At 47.7% G+C, this 16,143-nt stretch carries 14 protein-coding genes and 3 pseudogenes; 3 read left to right on the forward strand and 14 right to left on the reverse strand.

The window, feature by feature from the left end:
• Positions 1 to 153: 153 nt before the first annotated feature.
• Positions 154 to 824, reverse strand: a pseudogene (locus tag FDW97_RS09695) (IS3 family transposase); the annotation flags it as partial.
• Positions 825 to 1,060: 236 nt separating this feature from the next.
• Here FDW97_RS09695 and FDW97_RS09700 point away from each other — a divergent pair.
• Positions 1,061 to 1,414 (forward strand): hypothetical protein, encoded by a 354-nt coding sequence (locus FDW97_RS09700; protein WP_085049186.1) that lies wholly within the window; start codon positions 1,061 to 1,063, stop codon positions 1,412 to 1,414.
• A gap of 1,218 nt (positions 1,415 to 2,632) precedes the next feature.
• On the opposite strand, the gene FDW97_RS09705 is transcribed toward FDW97_RS09700, so the two are convergent.
• The 12 genes and pseudogenes from FDW97_RS09705 to FDW97_RS09760 form a co-directional block, all read right to left on the reverse strand.
• Entirely contained in the window at positions 2,633 to 3,376 is a 744-nt protein-coding gene (locus FDW97_RS09705; RefSeq protein ID WP_137350971.1) for a hypothetical protein, read from the reverse strand.
• A gap of 472 nt (positions 3,377 to 3,848) precedes the next feature.
• A pseudogene (locus FDW97_RS09710) lies at positions 3,849 to 4,193 on the reverse strand (DNA-directed RNA polymerase subunit beta); the annotation flags it as partial.
• Positions 4,194 to 4,219: 26 nt separating this feature from the next.
• Positions 4,220 to 5,365: pseudogene (gene rlmC, locus FDW97_RS09715) on the reverse strand (23S rRNA (uracil(747)-C(5))-methyltransferase RlmC); the annotation flags it as partial.
• A gap of 166 nt (positions 5,366 to 5,531) precedes the next feature.
• On the reverse strand, positions 5,532 to 6,020 hold the full coding sequence (locus FDW97_RS09720) for a YbjO family protein (RefSeq protein ID WP_137350973.1): 489 nt from the start codon (positions 6,018 to 6,020) through the stop codon (positions 5,532 to 5,534).
• Positions 6,021 to 6,079: 59 nt separating this feature from the next.
• Entirely contained in the window at positions 6,080 to 6,925 is an 846-nt protein-coding gene (gene potI / locus FDW97_RS09725; protein ID WP_038639247.1) for a putrescine ABC transporter permease PotI, read from the reverse strand.
• Positions 6,922 to 7,875, reverse strand: coding sequence for a putrescine ABC transporter permease PotH (potH, locus tag FDW97_RS09730; protein WP_069323239.1), 954 nt, complete (start codon positions 7,873 to 7,875; stop codon positions 6,922 to 6,924). Before potH ends, potI begins: the two co-directional genes overlap by 4 nt.
• Before the next feature lie 9 nt (positions 7,876 to 7,884).
• Positions 7,885 to 9,018 carry a putrescine ABC transporter ATP-binding subunit PotG gene (potG, locus tag FDW97_RS09735; RefSeq protein WP_069323238.1) on the reverse strand — a complete coding sequence of 378 codons (1,134 nt, stop codon included), beginning with the start codon at positions 9,016 to 9,018 and terminating at the stop codon, positions 7,885 to 7,887.
• A 138-nt stretch (positions 9,019 to 9,156) separates the two neighbouring features.
• The gene (gene potF, locus FDW97_RS09740) at positions 9,157 to 10,269 is read right to left on the reverse strand and encodes a spermidine/putrescine ABC transporter substrate-binding protein PotF (protein ID WP_038639239.1); all 1,113 of its coding nucleotides are present in this window, start codon (positions 10,267 to 10,269) and stop codon (positions 9,157 to 9,159) included.
• A gap of 433 nt (positions 10,270 to 10,702) precedes the next feature.
• Positions 10,703 to 11,179: a YbjN domain-containing protein gene (locus tag FDW97_RS09745; protein ID WP_038639236.1), complete on the reverse strand. Its 477-nt coding sequence runs from the start codon at positions 11,177 to 11,179 to the stop codon at positions 10,703 to 10,705.
• Between the two features lie 90 nt (positions 11,180 to 11,269).
• Positions 11,270 to 12,172, reverse strand: coding sequence for a 30S ribosomal protein S6--L-glutamate ligase (rimK, locus tag FDW97_RS09750; protein ID WP_038639233.1), 903 nt, complete (start codon positions 12,170 to 12,172; stop codon positions 11,270 to 11,272).
• Positions 12,173 to 12,229: 57 nt separating this feature from the next.
• Positions 12,230 to 12,952 (reverse strand): nitroreductase NfsA, encoded by a 723-nt coding sequence (gene nfsA / locus FDW97_RS09755; RefSeq protein ID WP_085049183.1) that lies wholly within the window; start codon positions 12,950 to 12,952, stop codon positions 12,230 to 12,232.
• Entirely contained in the window at positions 12,936 to 13,226 is a 291-nt protein-coding gene (locus FDW97_RS09760) for a YbjC family protein (RefSeq protein ID WP_085049182.1), read from the reverse strand. The genes nfsA and FDW97_RS09760 overlap by 17 nt, the downstream gene beginning before the upstream one ends.
• A gap of 177 nt (positions 13,227 to 13,403) precedes the next feature.
• On the opposite strand from FDW97_RS09760, the gene FDW97_RS09765 reads away from it, so the two are divergent.
• Entirely contained in the window at positions 13,404 to 13,667 is a 264-nt protein-coding gene (locus tag FDW97_RS09765) for a GrxA family glutaredoxin (protein WP_016152408.1), read from the forward strand.
• Positions 13,668 to 13,701: 34 nt separating this feature from the next.
• Here FDW97_RS09765 and FDW97_RS09770 read toward each other — a convergent pair whose 3' ends face one another.
• On the reverse strand, positions 13,702 to 14,082 hold the full coding sequence (locus FDW97_RS09770) for an inner membrane protein YbjM (protein ID WP_061388467.1): 381 nt from the start codon (positions 14,080 to 14,082) through the stop codon (positions 13,702 to 13,704).
• A gap of 269 nt (positions 14,083 to 14,351) precedes the next feature.
• Between FDW97_RS09770 and FDW97_RS09775 the strand changes: the two genes are divergently transcribed.
• Positions 14,352 to 16,037 (forward strand): aspartate:alanine antiporter, encoded by a 1,686-nt coding sequence (locus tag FDW97_RS09775; RefSeq protein WP_137350974.1) that lies wholly within the window; start codon positions 14,352 to 14,354, stop codon positions 16,035 to 16,037.
• Positions 16,038 to 16,143: the final 106 nt, after the last annotated feature.

The raw sequence follows: 16,143 nt of genomic DNA on the forward strand, positions 1-16,143 counted from the left end.
TCGACTGCTGGCGCAGCCAGCTGGACAGACCGGGAGCATCGCGAACGGGCTGCCCCGAAGGGGCGAGCAAAGCGAGTCAATCCCCCACTCCATATTTGATATAAAATCAATTTCTTACAACGCTAAATTGGTTTTATCCTGTATAAAATGTGACTAGTCCTGACATAGGTTGACAGTTTTCTGTCTGTAAAATGCCTGATGAGCATCATCAGGCATTTTGTATCTCAGGGCCAGATGTGGCCGCTCATGGTTATAAATTGCCACGGATTCTTTTACCATTTCCCGGGCCTGCACCAGGTCTGTTGGGCGCGAGAGTAAAATTTCATTTTTCAGGATCCTGTTTACCCGCTCAGCCAGCGCATTATGGTAGCAGTCATAACCATCGGTCATTGAACAGGTTATTCCGATTCTTTCATGGACTGACTTATAAAGTAGCTACAGTATTGCACTCCTCTGTCAGAGTGATGTACAAGCGGACCTGTCGTTTTTCTTCGCCTCAGCGCCTGTCTGAACGCTTTAACCAAGTTTTCTGTCTGCAGGTTTTCCCCGATATGGTAACCCATGATTTTTCTGGAGCTGGCATCGGTGACCAGACTCAGATAGGCCGTGCCGCTGCGTAGTGCAAGATAAGTAATATCGGCAACCCAGACCTGCTCAGGATCAAGAACGGTAACCTGTTCAGGTCTGGGTTTCAGCAGGTTAAATAGACGGTCCCACCCGATATTCAGCGTTTTATCGGTCTGAGTGTTCAGCAGATAGCGCAGTTTACGCGTACCGATTCGCGGCTGACGACACCTGATGCGTGCAACAAACTCAAAAACCTGAGTATGATGTTCCTGCTAACTTTACGCGATCATCAAATCGCGGAGGCGAAGACAGTTTATACAACCTTCAGTGATCTTCCACTTGAGATCGTTATTGATATCAGAAACTTTACGGTATCTGTTCTTTCTGAACCACAGCCAGAGAAAAGCAACAGCCAGTTGTAGCGGCATCTGAACTATACCAAAGGCTAGCAGTAAAATCTTACCGTGATCCCAACAAGGTAAGTAAGGCTTGTATGGCTGGAGAAAAATCTCCTGTTCTGATTGCCCCTGCACCTCATACACGCAATAAATTGAAAACCGCATCCTCTTTAACTACCAGAGCGATTAAGTGCACTCTTGTTAACAGTAAGAAGAAACTGGTTAAATCACGTCAGGATAGAATTTTCAAACGTTTCACCATTCTTGCGGTTAAATACATAAAAAAGAAATTCGTCTGGGCCAAGAAGAAGCCTGTGACTTCTGATATTGAACACGATATGCGTATTGCTGACAAATACGTGTTTGATGAAGTGCTGAGTATCTATGTACCACCAGATGAGTTTGAAAAACACGTCAAAAAGAGAATAGGAACAAGGATAAAATTATAAGAAGGGAAATGTTAGTGCCAAATATTTACCTTGACGAATCTGGAAACACTGCCTCAACTTATTAGAAGTTAATCAGCCTGTCTTTTCGTTAGCAAGTTGTTCTTTTTCAGATAATAATGACCTTAATCTTATAGGATCACTCAATTCTAGATCATCACTGGAAGTTCATTTTAAAATGTCTGAAGCATAGAAAAAATAGACAAGATGCAATAATAAGATTCATGTGTAGCAAATTAATTAAGAATAAAACCATAAAAATACAGTGTATTTTTGAAATATTCCATGATAACACCTAAAATTATTGATATCTTAATTTAGCATATAATGTATTTAACTGAAAAAATCTTTACTTAAATGGCTGGAACATTGCTTTATCAAATATGCTATATTATTGCCCACCAACATTCTGCAATAAAAATTTAATAGCAGAAATGTATTCATCTTTTGTCAACATGATTCCTGGACAAGAACAAGCGCAGATTGATAAATTTTACCCTGATGTTGAAAACATTAGAGAATTCTCTAGACATGAGCAATTCAAAAGAGATATAGAACTTATATTTCAAACTAGAAATATTATTATATGATGCATTAAATGGAGTTAATAAACTATCTTTAGATCCATCTATCCCTACACTATTTGCATATTGTGTTCAATGAGGCAATGACTATCCAAAAGACTTTTATATAAGCCATGATTAATCCCACAGCATCGAAAAAACTGCTCTTTTCACAATTTTGGGTTGATCTCAATCTGATGTAGAATTAGGCTATGATCGCCGTAAATTCAACATTCATTAAAAGGGATGCAATTAACACATGCTAACTCAGAAGAATATTTACAATTACAGGCCTCAGATATTATAGCCGTTTTTTTTCATATTGGGCTGCAGGAATAAATAGAGGCGAGACAGAAGATTATTTATTTTTAGATCTAAACAAGCTTAATTTAGACAGGTTTATCGATAATAATAAAATATGGCCAACCATGAATATTACTCCTGAATAATTAGGTGCGCACATAGAGGAGGACTTACTGCAGCCAACAATATTTCATTGTTCTTATAAAATGCAGTCCCCAATCCAGACGTTATAAACGCCTACTACATAAATATTTGTAGAGTTTGTTATAAAGCTAACTCTACAAAACTAGGTTTAATCAGACGTTATAATAATATCTATTCGTAGTCTTGTTATTATTTTTGATAAATAAATATATTAGCTACTTCTATCAGAATATTTAGGTGTTACTCTATATTTCTCAAGTAGCTTTTCTCTTTTCATTGAAAATGAATACTCCCTAAGTTTTTTCGAAAAGTTAATAGCCCAAATAAAAGAAACTGAATTTTCTAAAATTATATATATGATTCTAAATATTATAATAACAATAACAAGCATTGATAATAATGTCATTGTATTAATCAAATTTTTAGGATCATGATATAGTGAACCAATTAACTCAAACACGCCAAAAATATAGTAGATTAGAAAAGCCATAAATACGGCATAAGCAATCAAATGAAGAATTATTTTTTTTGAAGAATGTATTGGCATTGTATCCCTATCATAATCAAAAATCTGATTGCAATCTAAAAAGGACAAAAAACCTGTGCTGTTCATACGAATATTATTATCATGAATATAACTGAATAACACTTGTAGTATTGGTAGAGGATAAAACAGACCATATTGTTTTAGTTTTAACTCCTTAATTAAAACATTATATTCTTTGTCACTCTCTTTATATTCACCTATTATTTTTAAGGCATCAATTTTATCATCTACCGATAGTTTTAAAAAACCGGATGACAGATTATTTCTAAAGATCCAAAAGAATGGAAAAAAAAGTCGTCTTATAGATTTTACTGACCAGAAAGAAATAGCTACGATTAGCGGCCCAGTGATCCCCTTGAAATGCTCATCGAATAACCACGAATCTTTTACAATATCTATTACGTTCATTACTTTTGATGTTTTATCAGTTCTGGATTAACTCATATTACAATAACTCACTTAGCCAAATCAATTATTTTTACTCTGACATGATTACCTATCAGTCTCAAAGCAATCATACTCTACATGAAAATATAATTTTCAGAATAAACATTTGCATTAATCAAATATTTAAAAACAACAACGTTAGATAAATAGTGGATCTCATTTTTTAATTTTCACATTCTATTCACTAACTGAATTCAATATTATCAAAGAGAACATCTTTACAGCAATAGTCCTATGATAGCAATTACCGGGAGGTTGATATAAGTGCCAACCATAACCGTAGACATGCCAATGAGAAATACAGTTCAAATATTACGAAGATATACTATTTCGAGTAGACTCTATATCAAACTGTGACTAAGTAGTTTGAGCAATCATGCCCCCGCCTGGCTTTCTACAAAGCAACAGGGGCATTTATCGATCTGGTATCCCTTTAGTTAGCTTTCCAACTATTACTGGTCTTAACAAGAGAGATAAGACTTTCAGCAGGTTCAGTCATTTCTCTGACACCAGCGAATGCGCTTTTATCTACCCAACTTGGTACATCAACCGGCTTCCTCGTATACGACACGCGAACAATCTTCATGCCACTTGGACCGGTTTCAGTGCATTCTTTAATTTCAGCCACCGCACGATGATATATATAGGCACCATCCTTGCGATCCCAAAACTCAACCTCTTGTCCCTTATCCGTTACTTCCAAAACATCAACGTTGCTAAAGCCGTTAGACTTGTGAGAAACATCAAACAGCGCCTGCTCAGCCAAACCGTTTAAGATAAGCAAAGCGCCATCAGGCATATCCGTTATTGTCTGCTGAGCAGCGTTAACACTTCGTAATGCGCGGTATGTGGGAACATGTCGAAAAGCTGAACGCGGTCAATGCGATACCCTGGCAACTCGTGAATATCCTTCGCCATAGTTTGCGCATTGCAGCTTGAATAGACAATAAAACGTGGCGCCATGCGGGAAAGAAAATCGCACAGCGGTTTGCCAATCCCGCGACGCGGCGGGTTCACCAGAACCAGATCGGGTACTTCGCCCTGGGCGATAGCAAACTGAGTCGAATCCAGCGCCTGAAAACGCAGATTTTGCAACCCAAGCTCCTGCGCCGACTGTTTCGCACAGGTAATCGCCTCTGGCGCGATTTCAATACCTGTCAGTTTCATCTGCGGCGTGGCGCAATGCAAACCAAACCCTCCTACGCCGCAAAACAGATCCCACATATGATTAACCGGAAGCTGGCGCACCCAGTCGCGTGCGGTGGCATATAAATGTCCCGCCACCACTGGGTTGGTCTGGAAAAAGCTCTGCGGACGTATCCACAGCGGCACATCATTAAAGCGTTCCGCCAGCGCCTGTTGTTCGGTGAGGAAGATTTCTGTCTCCCCTTCCATAATCGCCATATGCACCGGTTGAATATTCACAGTGATCACTTTTAACTGTGGCAACCGTTCCTGCAACCACGGTAACGCTGCACGCAACTGCGCCAGTTTGGCGTCTGAACGCAGGACAAAGCGCAGCATCATACCGCCATCAAACCGGCTTTCCGTTAACAGCAGATATTTAAGCTCCCCGCGTTTACGCGCCACGTTATAGGGCGTTAACCCCGCACGGGCGATAAACGGTTTGAGCGCGGCAAATACGGGCGAAAAAGACGCAGGATAGAGCGGACAATCACACAAATCCTCCGGCGTACCGTCACGATGCAGCATCCCAAGCAGTGGTTTTTCCACGCTGCCGCTGACCACCATTTTGGCTTTGTTGCGAAAAGCGCGTTCCGGGCCGCTGACCGGCGCGCGCCACTCCGCCACCGCATGTTCAGCAAGCAGTTGGCGTAAATCGGCCATTTTGGCGGTGAGTTGGTGGGAAACCGGCTGTTCAATCCACTGACAGGAACGACAGCGACCGGCGTCATAGAGTGCGCACTGCATACAAAAACCTTTACGTGATCGAGGGCGGAGATTATATACGTAAAATCATTCGGGATGCATATCAGGCCTGAGCTTTCGTAGGCCTGATAAGACGCGTTAGGGTCGCCATCAGGCAATTGTGCGGAGTCGGTGCCGGATGGCGGCGTAAACGCCTTATCCGGCCTACAAACAACACCGACCACATTTACTGCAAACGGAAGAACCGCCGACTGGACGCGGGAACAAACAGTAGCAGCAACACCAGCATATCCGGCAACTTTTGCATCACCAGCGTACGCAGGATCTCACGTCTGGACTCTCCCGCAATGCTGAACAGTTCCGGATAACCATAACCCAACGAGGCCGCCCACAGATAAACGCTGGCGATAATCTGGGTCAACAGATAAACCCAACGCGCCCAGTTACGTCCTTTCACCAGCGAAAATGCGCAGTAGATTTCAATAAACAGCAGCGCCAGGCTGCCCAGAAACACCAGCGTCAAATTCCAGGTCTGCACGCTGCGATGAATAAATTCGCTGGTTCCATGCAACCCTAGCGTATTAAAAATCATCAACAGATCGAGACAGCGGATCATGATAATAGCCAGCGCCGCCACCTGCACCAACGCAGGGACGTTTAAGCGAGCATGTGATGTGGATGATTTCTTAAAAAATCCCAACGCGTCGTCTTCCATGAAAACGGCGCAGCCACCACAGCGGCGCCGTATAGACAGGTTGGCAGATTTTAGTTTTTTCAGCCGCGTCTTGCACGTTGGATATCGCGAATCCGTTGTTTTTCTGTTCGCGCCATCAGATACCATGCGATAAATCCGATGATTCCTACCACGCCAAGAATCAGCGTCGCCAGCGCGTTGATCTCCGGGTTAACCCCCATACGTACGCTGGAGAACACCAGCATCGGTAATGTTGTGGCGCCAGGACCAGAGACAAAGCTGGCGATAACCAGATCATCAAGCGACAACGTGAAGGCCAGTAACCAGCCGGAGATCACCGCAGGCATAATCATCGGCAGCGTGATAACGAAAAAGACCTTCAGCGGCGTGGCGCCAAGATCCATCGCCGCTTCCTCAATGGAGTGATCCAGTTCGCGCAACCGTGAGGAAATCACCACCGCCACGTACGCCGTACAGAATGTGACGTGCGCCAGCCAGATGGTCAACATACCGCGATCCGCAGGCCAGCCGATGGCATGCGCCAGCGCCACAAACAGCAGCAGCAGTGATAAACCGGTAATGACATCCGGCATAACCAGCGGTGCGGTAATCATAAAAGCAAACCCATTCGATCCGCGAAAACGGCCAAAACGCACCATTACCACGGCGGCTATAGTGCCGAGGATTGCCGCCATCGTCGCCGCACCCGCGGCAATCGTTAAGCTCATGCCAACGGCGCTTATCATCGCGGTATCGTGGAAAAGTTCACCATACCAACGCGTTGACCACCCCGCCCAGACCGTTACCAGCTTCGAGCTGTTAAACGAATAGATAACCAGCATCAGCATCGGCGCGTACAGGAAGGTAAAGCCCAGCACCAGGATAAAAATACGCCACGGCGAACGCACGACCGGTAAGTTATTCATCCGTGTTCCCCCATGCTTTTTTGCTGATATTTGTGGAACCACATGATTGGCACAATCAGTAACAGCAGCATAATAATGGCAACGGCAGATGCCACCGGCCAGTCGCGGTTATTAAAAAACTCCTGCCACAGCACGCGACCAATCATGATGCTATCCGGGCCGCCCAGCAGTTCAGGGATCACAAACTCCCCCACAGCCGGGATAAACACCAACATCGACCCGGCGATAATCCCGCCTTTGGTCAATGGCACAATCACGCTAAAGAAGGTTTTCAACGGTCGGGCGCCCAAATCCAGCGCCGCCTCTACCAGCGAATAATCAATACGCGTCAGCGCGGTGTAAATCGGCAGCACCATAAAGGGTAAATAGGCATAAACAATCCCGATATAGACCGCCAGATTGGTGTGCAGAATCGTCAATGGTTGATCGATAACGCCCAGCCACATCAGAAAGTTATTCAGTACACCGTTATTTTTCAGGATCCCCATCCAGGCGTACACGCGAATCAAAAACGACGTCCAGGACGGCAGGATCACCAGCAACAACAGAATATTGCGTGTCGAGGGTTTACTGTGTGCGACGGCCCACGCCAGCGGATAGCCCAACAGCAGACAACAGATCGTCGAAATCCCCGCCACCTGCAAAGATTGCAGGTAGGCATCAAAATAGAGCGGATCGTCCGTTAGTTGCAGGAAGTTGGCTAAGTTGAGCGTGATGGATAGCTGATCGTCAGCCCATGAAACGAGGTCGGTATACGGTGGAATAGCCCGCGCCATTTCAGCCAAACTGATTTTGAAGACGATCAGAAACGGCAGAAGAAACAGGAGCAGCAGCCACACATACGGCAGCGCAATCACCAGCTTGCGCCCGTGGTTCATTTGCAGCCGCGACATAAGCAGCGTGAATCGCCCTGCTTTATCCACGCGCGCCGGAGGTTCAAGTGTACTCATCTTCGCTCCTTAAACCGTCAACACCACACAACTGTCTGCATCCCAGCACAAACGGACCTCGTCACCCCAGGTAGGTAATCCCTTGCGATAACGATGTTCATTTTGTAGCTGAGCGCTCAGCATCTGGCCGCTTTTCAAACGTACGTGATACACCGACAAATCGCCCAGATAGGCAATGTGTACCACTTCGCCTACCGCGAAGTTATAACCGTCTGGGGGAGGAGCCTCACAGAGCATGATTTTTTCCGGGCGCAGCGCAACATACACTGGGACGTTATCGACAATAGACGCATCTGCATCTACTTTAAGCGGATGCACCAGTCCAGGAGACTCAATAATCAGCCCATCTTCCTGGCGTTCTTTCAGTAGTCCTTCAAAGACGTTAACCGAACCGATAAACTCGGCGCTATAGCGCGTAGTCGGATGCTCGTAGATCTCTTCCGGTTCGCCGATCTGCACAAATTTTCCACGGTTCATGATCGCAATGCGCCCTGCCATCGTCATGGCTTCTTCCTGATCGTGCGTTACCATCACGCAGGTCACGCCGACGCGTTCAAGGATATCCACCACTTCCAGTTGCATACGGTCACGGAGCTTTTTGTCCAGCGCCCCCATCGGTTCATCCAGCAGCAGCAACTTCGGCCGTTTCGCCAGGCTACGCGCCAGCGCCACACGTTGACGCTGACCGCCGGAAAGCTGATGCGGTTTGCGTTTGGCAAATTCCTGCATGTGCACCAGGCCCAGCATCTCATTCACCCGGCTGGCAATTTCAGCTTTTGGCAGCTTGTCCTGCTTGAGGCCAAAGGCAATGTTCTGCTCTACCGTCATGTGCGGAAACAGGGCATAGGATTGAAACATCATATTGATCGGACGCAGATAAGGCGGGACGTGCGCTAAATCGACGCCATCAAGCATAATTTGCCCGGTTGTCGGCTGTTCAAATCCCGCTAACATGCGCAGCAGAGTCGATTTGCCACAGCCGGATGCGCCGAGCAGGGCAAATATTTCACCTTTGTAGATAGTAAGATTGACGTCATCGACGGCGTGTTGCCCGTCGAAAGACTTGGTCAGGTTGCGAATTTCAAGCAGCGGGGTCAGCGCCTTGCGGATTTTCGCGTGTGGGCGTGGGGTTGCATCATTCACTCAGGTGCTCTCCGGCATAAAACAAAGAAACGGTGCAAATAACGCACCACGGTGGTGCGTATTGCCGGGTTAGGTGTGTTTAGGATCAACACTGCCCGGCAGGCATAAATCCTGCCGGGTCATGTCCCAAACATCAGGTTATTTTCCGCTTTTTACCTTCGTCCACGCTCGGGTACGGACACGGTCGATCTTCGGATCCTGTACTTTCAGCGTGAACAGCTTGGCGCGCACATCCGCAGGCGGGTAGATACCAGGGTTATCACGAACTTCCTGACTAACCAGAGCCGTCGCTTCTTTGTTGGCATTGGCATAGAACACGTGGTCGGAAATATGCGCAATCACATCAGGACGCAGCAGGTAGTTGAGAAACTGATAGGCTTCTTCTTTGTTTTTGGCATCGGCTGGCATTGCGAACACGTCAAAGAACGCCATCGCCCCCTCTTTAGGAATTGAGAAAGAGATATTGACGCCATTTTTCGCTTCTTTTGCACGGTTCGCCGCCTGCCATACGTCCCCCGCCCAACCAATTGCTACACAGGTATCTCCGTTTGCCAGGTCGTTAATATATTGCGAAGAGTGGAAGTAGCGAATATTCGGACGCAGTTTCAACAGCAGGTCGGTCGCCGGTCCGGTGTAATCATCTGCTTTGGTACTGTTTGGATCTTTACCCAAATAGTTCAGCACGGTAGCAAACACCTCTTCAGGCGCATCAAGGAAAGAGACACCGCAACTTTTGAGTTTTTCCAGATTTTCCGGTTTGAGGATCAGATCCCAGCTATCAACCGGCGCATCTGGCCCCAGCACCGCTTTCACTTTGTCCACGTTATAGCCAATGCCGGTCGTTGCCCACATATACGGCATCGCAAACTTGTTGTCCGGATCGTGTTTACCCACCAGCTTCAGCAGCTCAGGATCGAGGTTTTTCCAGCCCGGTAGTTTGCTCTTATCCAGCGGCTGGAAGACGCCGGCGGTCAGTTGACGTTCGAGGAAACTGGCGGAAGGAACAACCAGGTCAAAACCGGTGCTACCCGCCATGAGCTTACCTTCCAGTACTTCATTGGAATCAAATACGTCATAGATAACTTTAATTCCGGTCTCTTTTTCAAAGTTAGCCACCGTATCCGGAGCAATATAATCAGACCAGTTATAAATATGCAGCGTTTTTTGTTCAGCAGCGAGCGTGCCGGCAGAGATGGACATCAGAGCACCCACAACCAGGCCTGATAACCATTTTTTATTTAAGGCGGTCATAATCTCTTTCCTTCTGAAAGTTCGTTAACAAACGAACAAAAATGTCACACTCTAATGATATGCAAGAAACGTGCATATTCTTTCATGCAGCACCAATAAAAAGAGAGTCCTCTCCCGATGCCGCTATCGCGCGCAGATATCCGCTCACTCATTCACCACGTATTGTAGCCGCAGCTCAGGTCATACGGGGCAGTTAGAAAATTGACGTCTATATGCTTCGCAAGAATAACTTTAGCCAGGTTTTGTGGATATAGCCCAGATTAAAAAACGTCTTTTATCAATTTTTTATGCAGGAATTGTCTATGACATAAAGCGGAAGGAGCAGAATGGAAGTGAATAATTCTTTAATAAAAGGTTAAACGCAGAATAAAAACAGGCAGTACGCAACCGCTCTGGTAGCGGCTGCGCAAAATGTGTCCAGATTCAGGGAGAATTAATGGAGGAAATGGACTTCAGCATTGCTGTTTTGCGTATCGTCTTCAGCGTTAAATAACAGCTGATGCGCCCCGGCTTCGAGGATCACCATCGATATCTGCTCTTCGCTCTGGCGAACAAAACACTCAAACTGTTCAAACGTTACGCCCGGCGTAACGGATAAAGACTGGCAAACCACCAGCTTTGGCAGATTATCATCCTGCATATCCAGAAATGCTTTCACCGTCAGCGAACTGGCATTAATCGCGGACAAATCGGCGGCCAGTGGCAACAGTGCGGAAGGTCTGACTTCCGCCATCGCAGAAAACAGAATGACGTTATCCACCAAATCAACTTTTGCATCAAAGATGCCGTCAAAGTTCTGCATATGAGGTAAATGCAGCGCCTGACAGGTATCGCATTCAAAAAAACTCATGCCCAGGTCGTCGAGCCATTGACGCAACGTATCCAGAGTGGGAACGACCAGTGATGTCATAATAATATGCGACCTCTATTGATGAAAAAAATACCGGCACAGCTTACGCAAAAAGAGCGTGTCATACCACGATCGCAATCGATATTGTGTTTAGCCGCCGATTTTAAGACAAAATTCAGGCGTAGCATGGCGCTCGATCCACTGGATCATCTTGCCGGCAATGTCTATCCCGGTGGTTTTCTCGACCCCTTCCAGACCCGGAGAAGCGTTAACCTCCATGACCAGCGGCCCACGTTCTGCACGCAAAATATCCACACCTGCAACATCCAGCCCCATAGTCTGAGCGGCTTTGAGCGCAATTTTTCTTTCGCGCGGCGTGATATTCGCAATCGTAGCAACCCCGCCGCGATGGAGATTAGAACGAAAATCGCCCTCTTTCGCCCGGCGTTCAATGGCGGCCACCACCTCGTCTCCCACCACGAAACAGCGAATATCACGCCCTTGCGCTTCTTTGATATATTCCTGAACCAGAATATGAGCATTCAGCCCACGAAACGCATCCACGACGCTTTCCGCGGCCTGCCGTGTTTCCGCCAGCACCACGCCGATCCCCTGTGTGCCTTCAACCAGTTTCACCACCAGCGGCGCGCCGCCGACCATATCAATCATGTCGCTGGTATCGTCCGGAGAGTGAGCAATCCCGGTAATGGGTAAATCGATTCCCTGACGCGCCAGCAACTGCAGCGAACGCAGCTTATCGCGCGCGCGCGTAATCGCTACTGATTCATTTAACGGATAGCTACCCAACATTTCAAACTGACGCAGCGCCGCCGTACCATAAAAGGTAATCGCTGAACCAATCCGTGGGATCACCGCGTCAAAATGAGGAAGCTGGCGGCCCTTGTAATGAATAGATGACGCCGCCGGGCTGATGTTCATATAGCAAGAAAGCGGATCGATAATTTCAACCAGGTGACCGCGCTGCATCGCCGCTTCACGCAGGCGCTTACAAGAATAGAGCGTTCCGTCCCGGGACAAAATGGCAATTTTCACCCTGCACCTCTCAATGACCTGGTAAAAGCAGGCGTATCATACACTGGGTTGAAATCTTTAGCGCGTGGCCCATCCCTGTTTATGCAAATATTCCAGGATAAAGGGGCGACTTTCTTTAATGATGGTACGACGAATGTGATCGCTCCATGTGTCACGACGCGTATTACTGCCGCGGGTCAGATAGTACTGCGCAAGCTGTTCGTCATACTGCGACAAAACGTCTGTATCAAGCGGCTGATACTGGTTTTCGTGCACAACCAGCGACGCAGGCAGGCGCGGCTTGATATCCGGGTTATCCGCAGGCCAGCCAAGGCACAAACCAAACAGCGGCAGAACATGCTGCGGCAACTTCAATAATTCAGTGACCGACTCAATATTGTTACGCAACCCACCTATATACACACCGCCAAGTCCCAGCGATTCTGCCGCCGTCAGCGCATTTTGCGCCATCATCGCCGTATCAACCACGCCCAGCAGCAGTTGTTCTGCCAGCCCCAACTGCGCGTCAGGGCAAATCTGCAAATGACGGTTAAAGTCAGCGCAAAACACCCAGAATTCAGCGGCCTGCGCCACGTGCTTTTGACCGCCAGATAAGGTAGACAGTGATTCACGCAGGGTTTTATCGGTTATCCGAACAATCGTTGTGCACTGTAAAAAACTGGAGCTTGAGGTGCCCTGAGCGGCGGCAATAATCGCCTCTCGTTGTGCGTCAGAAATAGCTTCTTCGGTGAAACGGCGAATAGAACGGTGGCTGCGGATTAAATCAATGGTTGGCGTCATCTCTTTTTTCTCTGTCTGAACGGGAAGAATCGTCGGGAGCGCGCGACAGGAGCTGCGGCGCCAGCAGTTGAGCAATGCGCCACATCAACATCACCGCGGCGGGGAGCATCAGCAGTACGCCCAGAAATATCATCACAACTAAGGCGAGCGGGCTGTTAAGCGGCGCGGGTAAGGTCAGGTAATCGTTAAGCGACAGCAGCGCCAGCGATAACAAAACCATCCCCATTATTTCCAGCATCAATACGCTTTTCGGTAATACACCAATGGTGCGCATAAGCGGTCTCCCGGCGAAATGGCTTTTATTATAAAACGTTCCGGCTCGTCGTGTTTAACAGTTATAGCTTGAGGATATCAAAGCAACAGGCCGAACCTGCTTTCCATCCGTCACAAATCGCGGCATCATAATAAGTATTCGCCATCCGGCCTGATAAGTTCGAGGAGAGAGAGAGAGATGTTTGCCGTTATTTTTGGTCGTCCAGGGTGCCCGTATTGCGTGCGCGCAAAAGAATTAGCAGAAAAATTAAGCAATGAGCATGACGATTTTAACTTCCGCTACATTGATATTCATGCCGAAGGTATTACGAAAGCCGATCTGGAGAAGACGGTAGGTAAGCCAGTAGAAACCGTTCCGCAGATTTTTGTTGATCAAAAACACATCGGCGGCTGCACGGATTTTGAGGCGTGGGCAAAAGAGAATATGAATCTGTTCGCCTGACAGCTGTTTCTACGCCCTCCGCGGGAGGGCGTGATCAGTTCTTTTTCCGTCGTTGATGCTGATTGAACAAGCTACTGATAAACAAAAAACACAATGCGCCAAGCGCGCACCAAAAAACCGCACTGAATAACCACGCCAGTTCTTGCCACAATGAACGCGTCGGCATAAAAACGAACCGCATTAGCAACAGACAGCATGGCGCCGCCAACATTGCACCCAGAAGAGGTCTGAGCACCTCCCGACGGTGGGAGAAAAAGCTTGCTGCAGCACCAGGCAAGATAAAAAACAACAACCCGACCTCAGGATGCCCTGCCGCTCTGAATGCCCCTTTCACGTTTAGCGTTAATGAAAGACACACCACAATAAAGAGCACAAAGCAGCAGATCGCCCCCGCCCAACTTTGCTTATGTTTCAATCGTTCCTCCTGACACATTCTCTATCGAACACTCTTTTCGCCCGCAGGCGTCCAGTCAGATAAAGTAACTCGGCATTCCATGCCAAAAACACACCCACACGATTCTTATAGCCGTTGATACGTAATGAGATTAAACTATCCGCATATATTGTTATGCTGCATTAATCGGGGCTGTGTGCGGTGCTGTCGCCCCTTAATTTCTGGCAAAAACATTAGCGTAAATTGCCATTTCTTTCAATAGCTTACTAGTAAACAAGAAGTTAGCCTCAGTGAATATAAACGTCGCAGATTTGTTAAATGGGAATTACATCCTGTTATTATTTGTGGTCCTGGCTCTGGGCCTCTGCCTGGGTAAATTACGCCTGGGTTCAGTCCAACTCGGTAATTCCATTGGCGTTTTAGTGGTGTCCCTATTATTAGGTCAGCAGCACTTTAGTATTAACACCGATGCATTAAATCTCGGCTTTATGCTGTTTATTTTTTGTGTCGGCGTCGAAGCCGGCCCCAACTTTTTTTCGATTTTTTTTCGCGATGGGAAAAATTATCTAATGCTTGCTCTGGTGATGGTCGGTAGCGCAATGCTGATCGCCCTGGGACTGGGTAAGCTATTTGGCTGGGACATCGGCCTGACGGCGGGTATGCTGGCCGGTTCGATGACCTCCACGCCGGTGCTGGTCGGCGCAGGCGATACCTTGCGCCATTCCGGAATGGCAGGCCCACAGCTTTCCACCGCCCTCGATAACCTGAGTCTGGGTTACGCCCTCACCTATTTGATTGGACTGGTCAGTCTGATTGTCGGCGCGCGCTATCTGCCGAAACTTCAGCATCAGGACCTGCAAACCAGCGCCCAACAAATTGCGCGTGAACGAGGTCTGGACACTGACGCCAACCGTAAGGTTTATCTGCCAGTGATCCGCGCCTACCGCGTGGGCCCGGAGCTGGTAGCATGGGCTGATGGTAAGAACCTGCGCGAGTTAGGTATTTATCGTCAGACCGGCTGTTACATTGAACGCATCCGCCGCAACGGCATCCTGGCTAACCCGGACGGTGACGCAGTGCTGCAAATGGGCGACGAAATAGCCTTAGTCGGTTATCCAGACGCGCATGCCCGCCTCGATCCCAGTTTCCGTAACGGCAAAGAAGTGTTCGATCGCGATCTGCTCGATATGCGTATCGTCACGGAAGAGATTGTGGTGAAAAACCACAATGCCGTTGGCCGTCGCCTGGCCCAGTTGAAACTGACCGACCACGGCTGTTTCCTCAACCGCGTGATCCGCAGCCAGATCGAAATGCCTATTGATGACAACGTCGTGCTCAATAAAGGTGACGTGTTGCAGGTGAGCGGTGATGCCCGTCGCGTTAAAACGATCGCAGATCGTATCGGCTTCATTTCCATTCACAGTCAGGTGACCGATCTGTTGGCCTTCTGCGCCTTCTTTATCATTGGTCTGATGATTGGGATGATCACCTTCCAGTTCAGCAATTTCAGCTTCGGCATCGGGAATGCAGCGGGATTACTGTTCGCCGGGATTATGCTGGGCTTCCTGCGTGCCAACCATCCTACGTTTGGCTATATCCCGCAGGGCGCGCTGAACATGGTGAAAGAGTTTGGTTTGATGGTATTCATGGCAGGCGTCGGTTTAAGCGCGGGTAGCGGCATTGGCAATGGCCTTGGCGCCGTGGGTGGTCAAATGCTGATTGCCGGTCTGATTGTGAGCCTGGTTCCGGTTGTTATTTGTTTCTTGTTTGGCGCTTACGTATTGCGCATGAACCGCGCCCTGCTGTTTGGCGCCATGATGGGTGCGCGTACCTGTGCTCCGGCAATGGAAATCATCAGCGACACGGCCCGCAGCAACATCCCGGCATTAGGCTATGCTGGCACCTACGCCATTGCCAACGTTCTGCTGACCCTGGCGGGAACACTCATCGTCATCGTCTGGCCTGGCCTTGGTTAGCACTGAAAATTACCCTTAAAAGAAAATTTTTTGCAGTTCAGCAGAACTTTTCTTCAAGGTGTCAGTCATAACTATTGCCACTGCTTTTCTTTGATGTCCCCAATTT

Origin of the sequence: Citrobacter sp. wls708 (genome assembly GCF_005281255.1) — a bacterium.
GTDB classification, from domain to species: domain Bacteria; phylum Pseudomonadota; class Gammaproteobacteria; order Enterobacterales; family Enterobacteriaceae; genus Citrobacter; species Citrobacter werkmanii.

What these genes read in the sequence shown, in the direction of transcription:
- FDW97_RS09700 (WP_085049186.1), top strand. Translation starts at nt 1,061, where the DNA reads ATGGCTGGAGAAAAATCTCCTGTTCTGATTGCCCCTGCACCTCATACA.
- FDW97_RS09705 (WP_137350971.1), bottom strand. Translation starts at nt 3,376, where the DNA reads ATGAACGTAATAGATATTGTAAAAGATTCGTGGTTATTCGATGAGCAT.
- FDW97_RS09720 (WP_137350973.1), bottom strand. Translation starts at nt 6,020, where the DNA reads ATGGAAGACGACGCGTTGGGATTTTTTAAGAAATCATCCACATCACAT.
- potI (WP_038639247.1), bottom strand. Translation starts at nt 6,925, where the DNA reads ATGAATAACTTACCGGTCGTGCGTTCGCCGTGGCGTATTTTTATCCTG.
- potH (WP_069323239.1), bottom strand. Translation starts at nt 7,875, where the DNA reads ATGAGTACACTTGAACCTCCGGCGCGCGTGGATAAAGCAGGGCGATTC.
- potF (WP_038639239.1), bottom strand. Translation starts at nt 10,269, where the DNA reads ATGACCGCCTTAAATAAAAAATGGTTATCAGGCCTGGTTGTGGGTGCT.
- FDW97_RS09745 (WP_038639236.1), bottom strand. Translation starts at nt 11,179, where the DNA reads ATGACATCACTGGTCGTTCCCACTCTGGATACGTTGCGTCAATGGCTC.
- nfsA (WP_085049183.1), bottom strand. Translation starts at nt 12,952, where the DNA reads ATGACGCCAACCATTGATTTAATCCGCAGCCACCGTTCTATTCGCCGT.
- FDW97_RS09760 (WP_085049182.1), bottom strand. Translation starts at nt 13,226, where the DNA reads ATGCGCACCATTGGTGTATTACCGAAAAGCGTATTGATGCTGGAAATA.
- FDW97_RS09765 (WP_016152408.1), top strand. Translation starts at nt 13,404, where the DNA reads ATGTTTGCCGTTATTTTTGGTCGTCCAGGGTGCCCGTATTGCGTGCGC.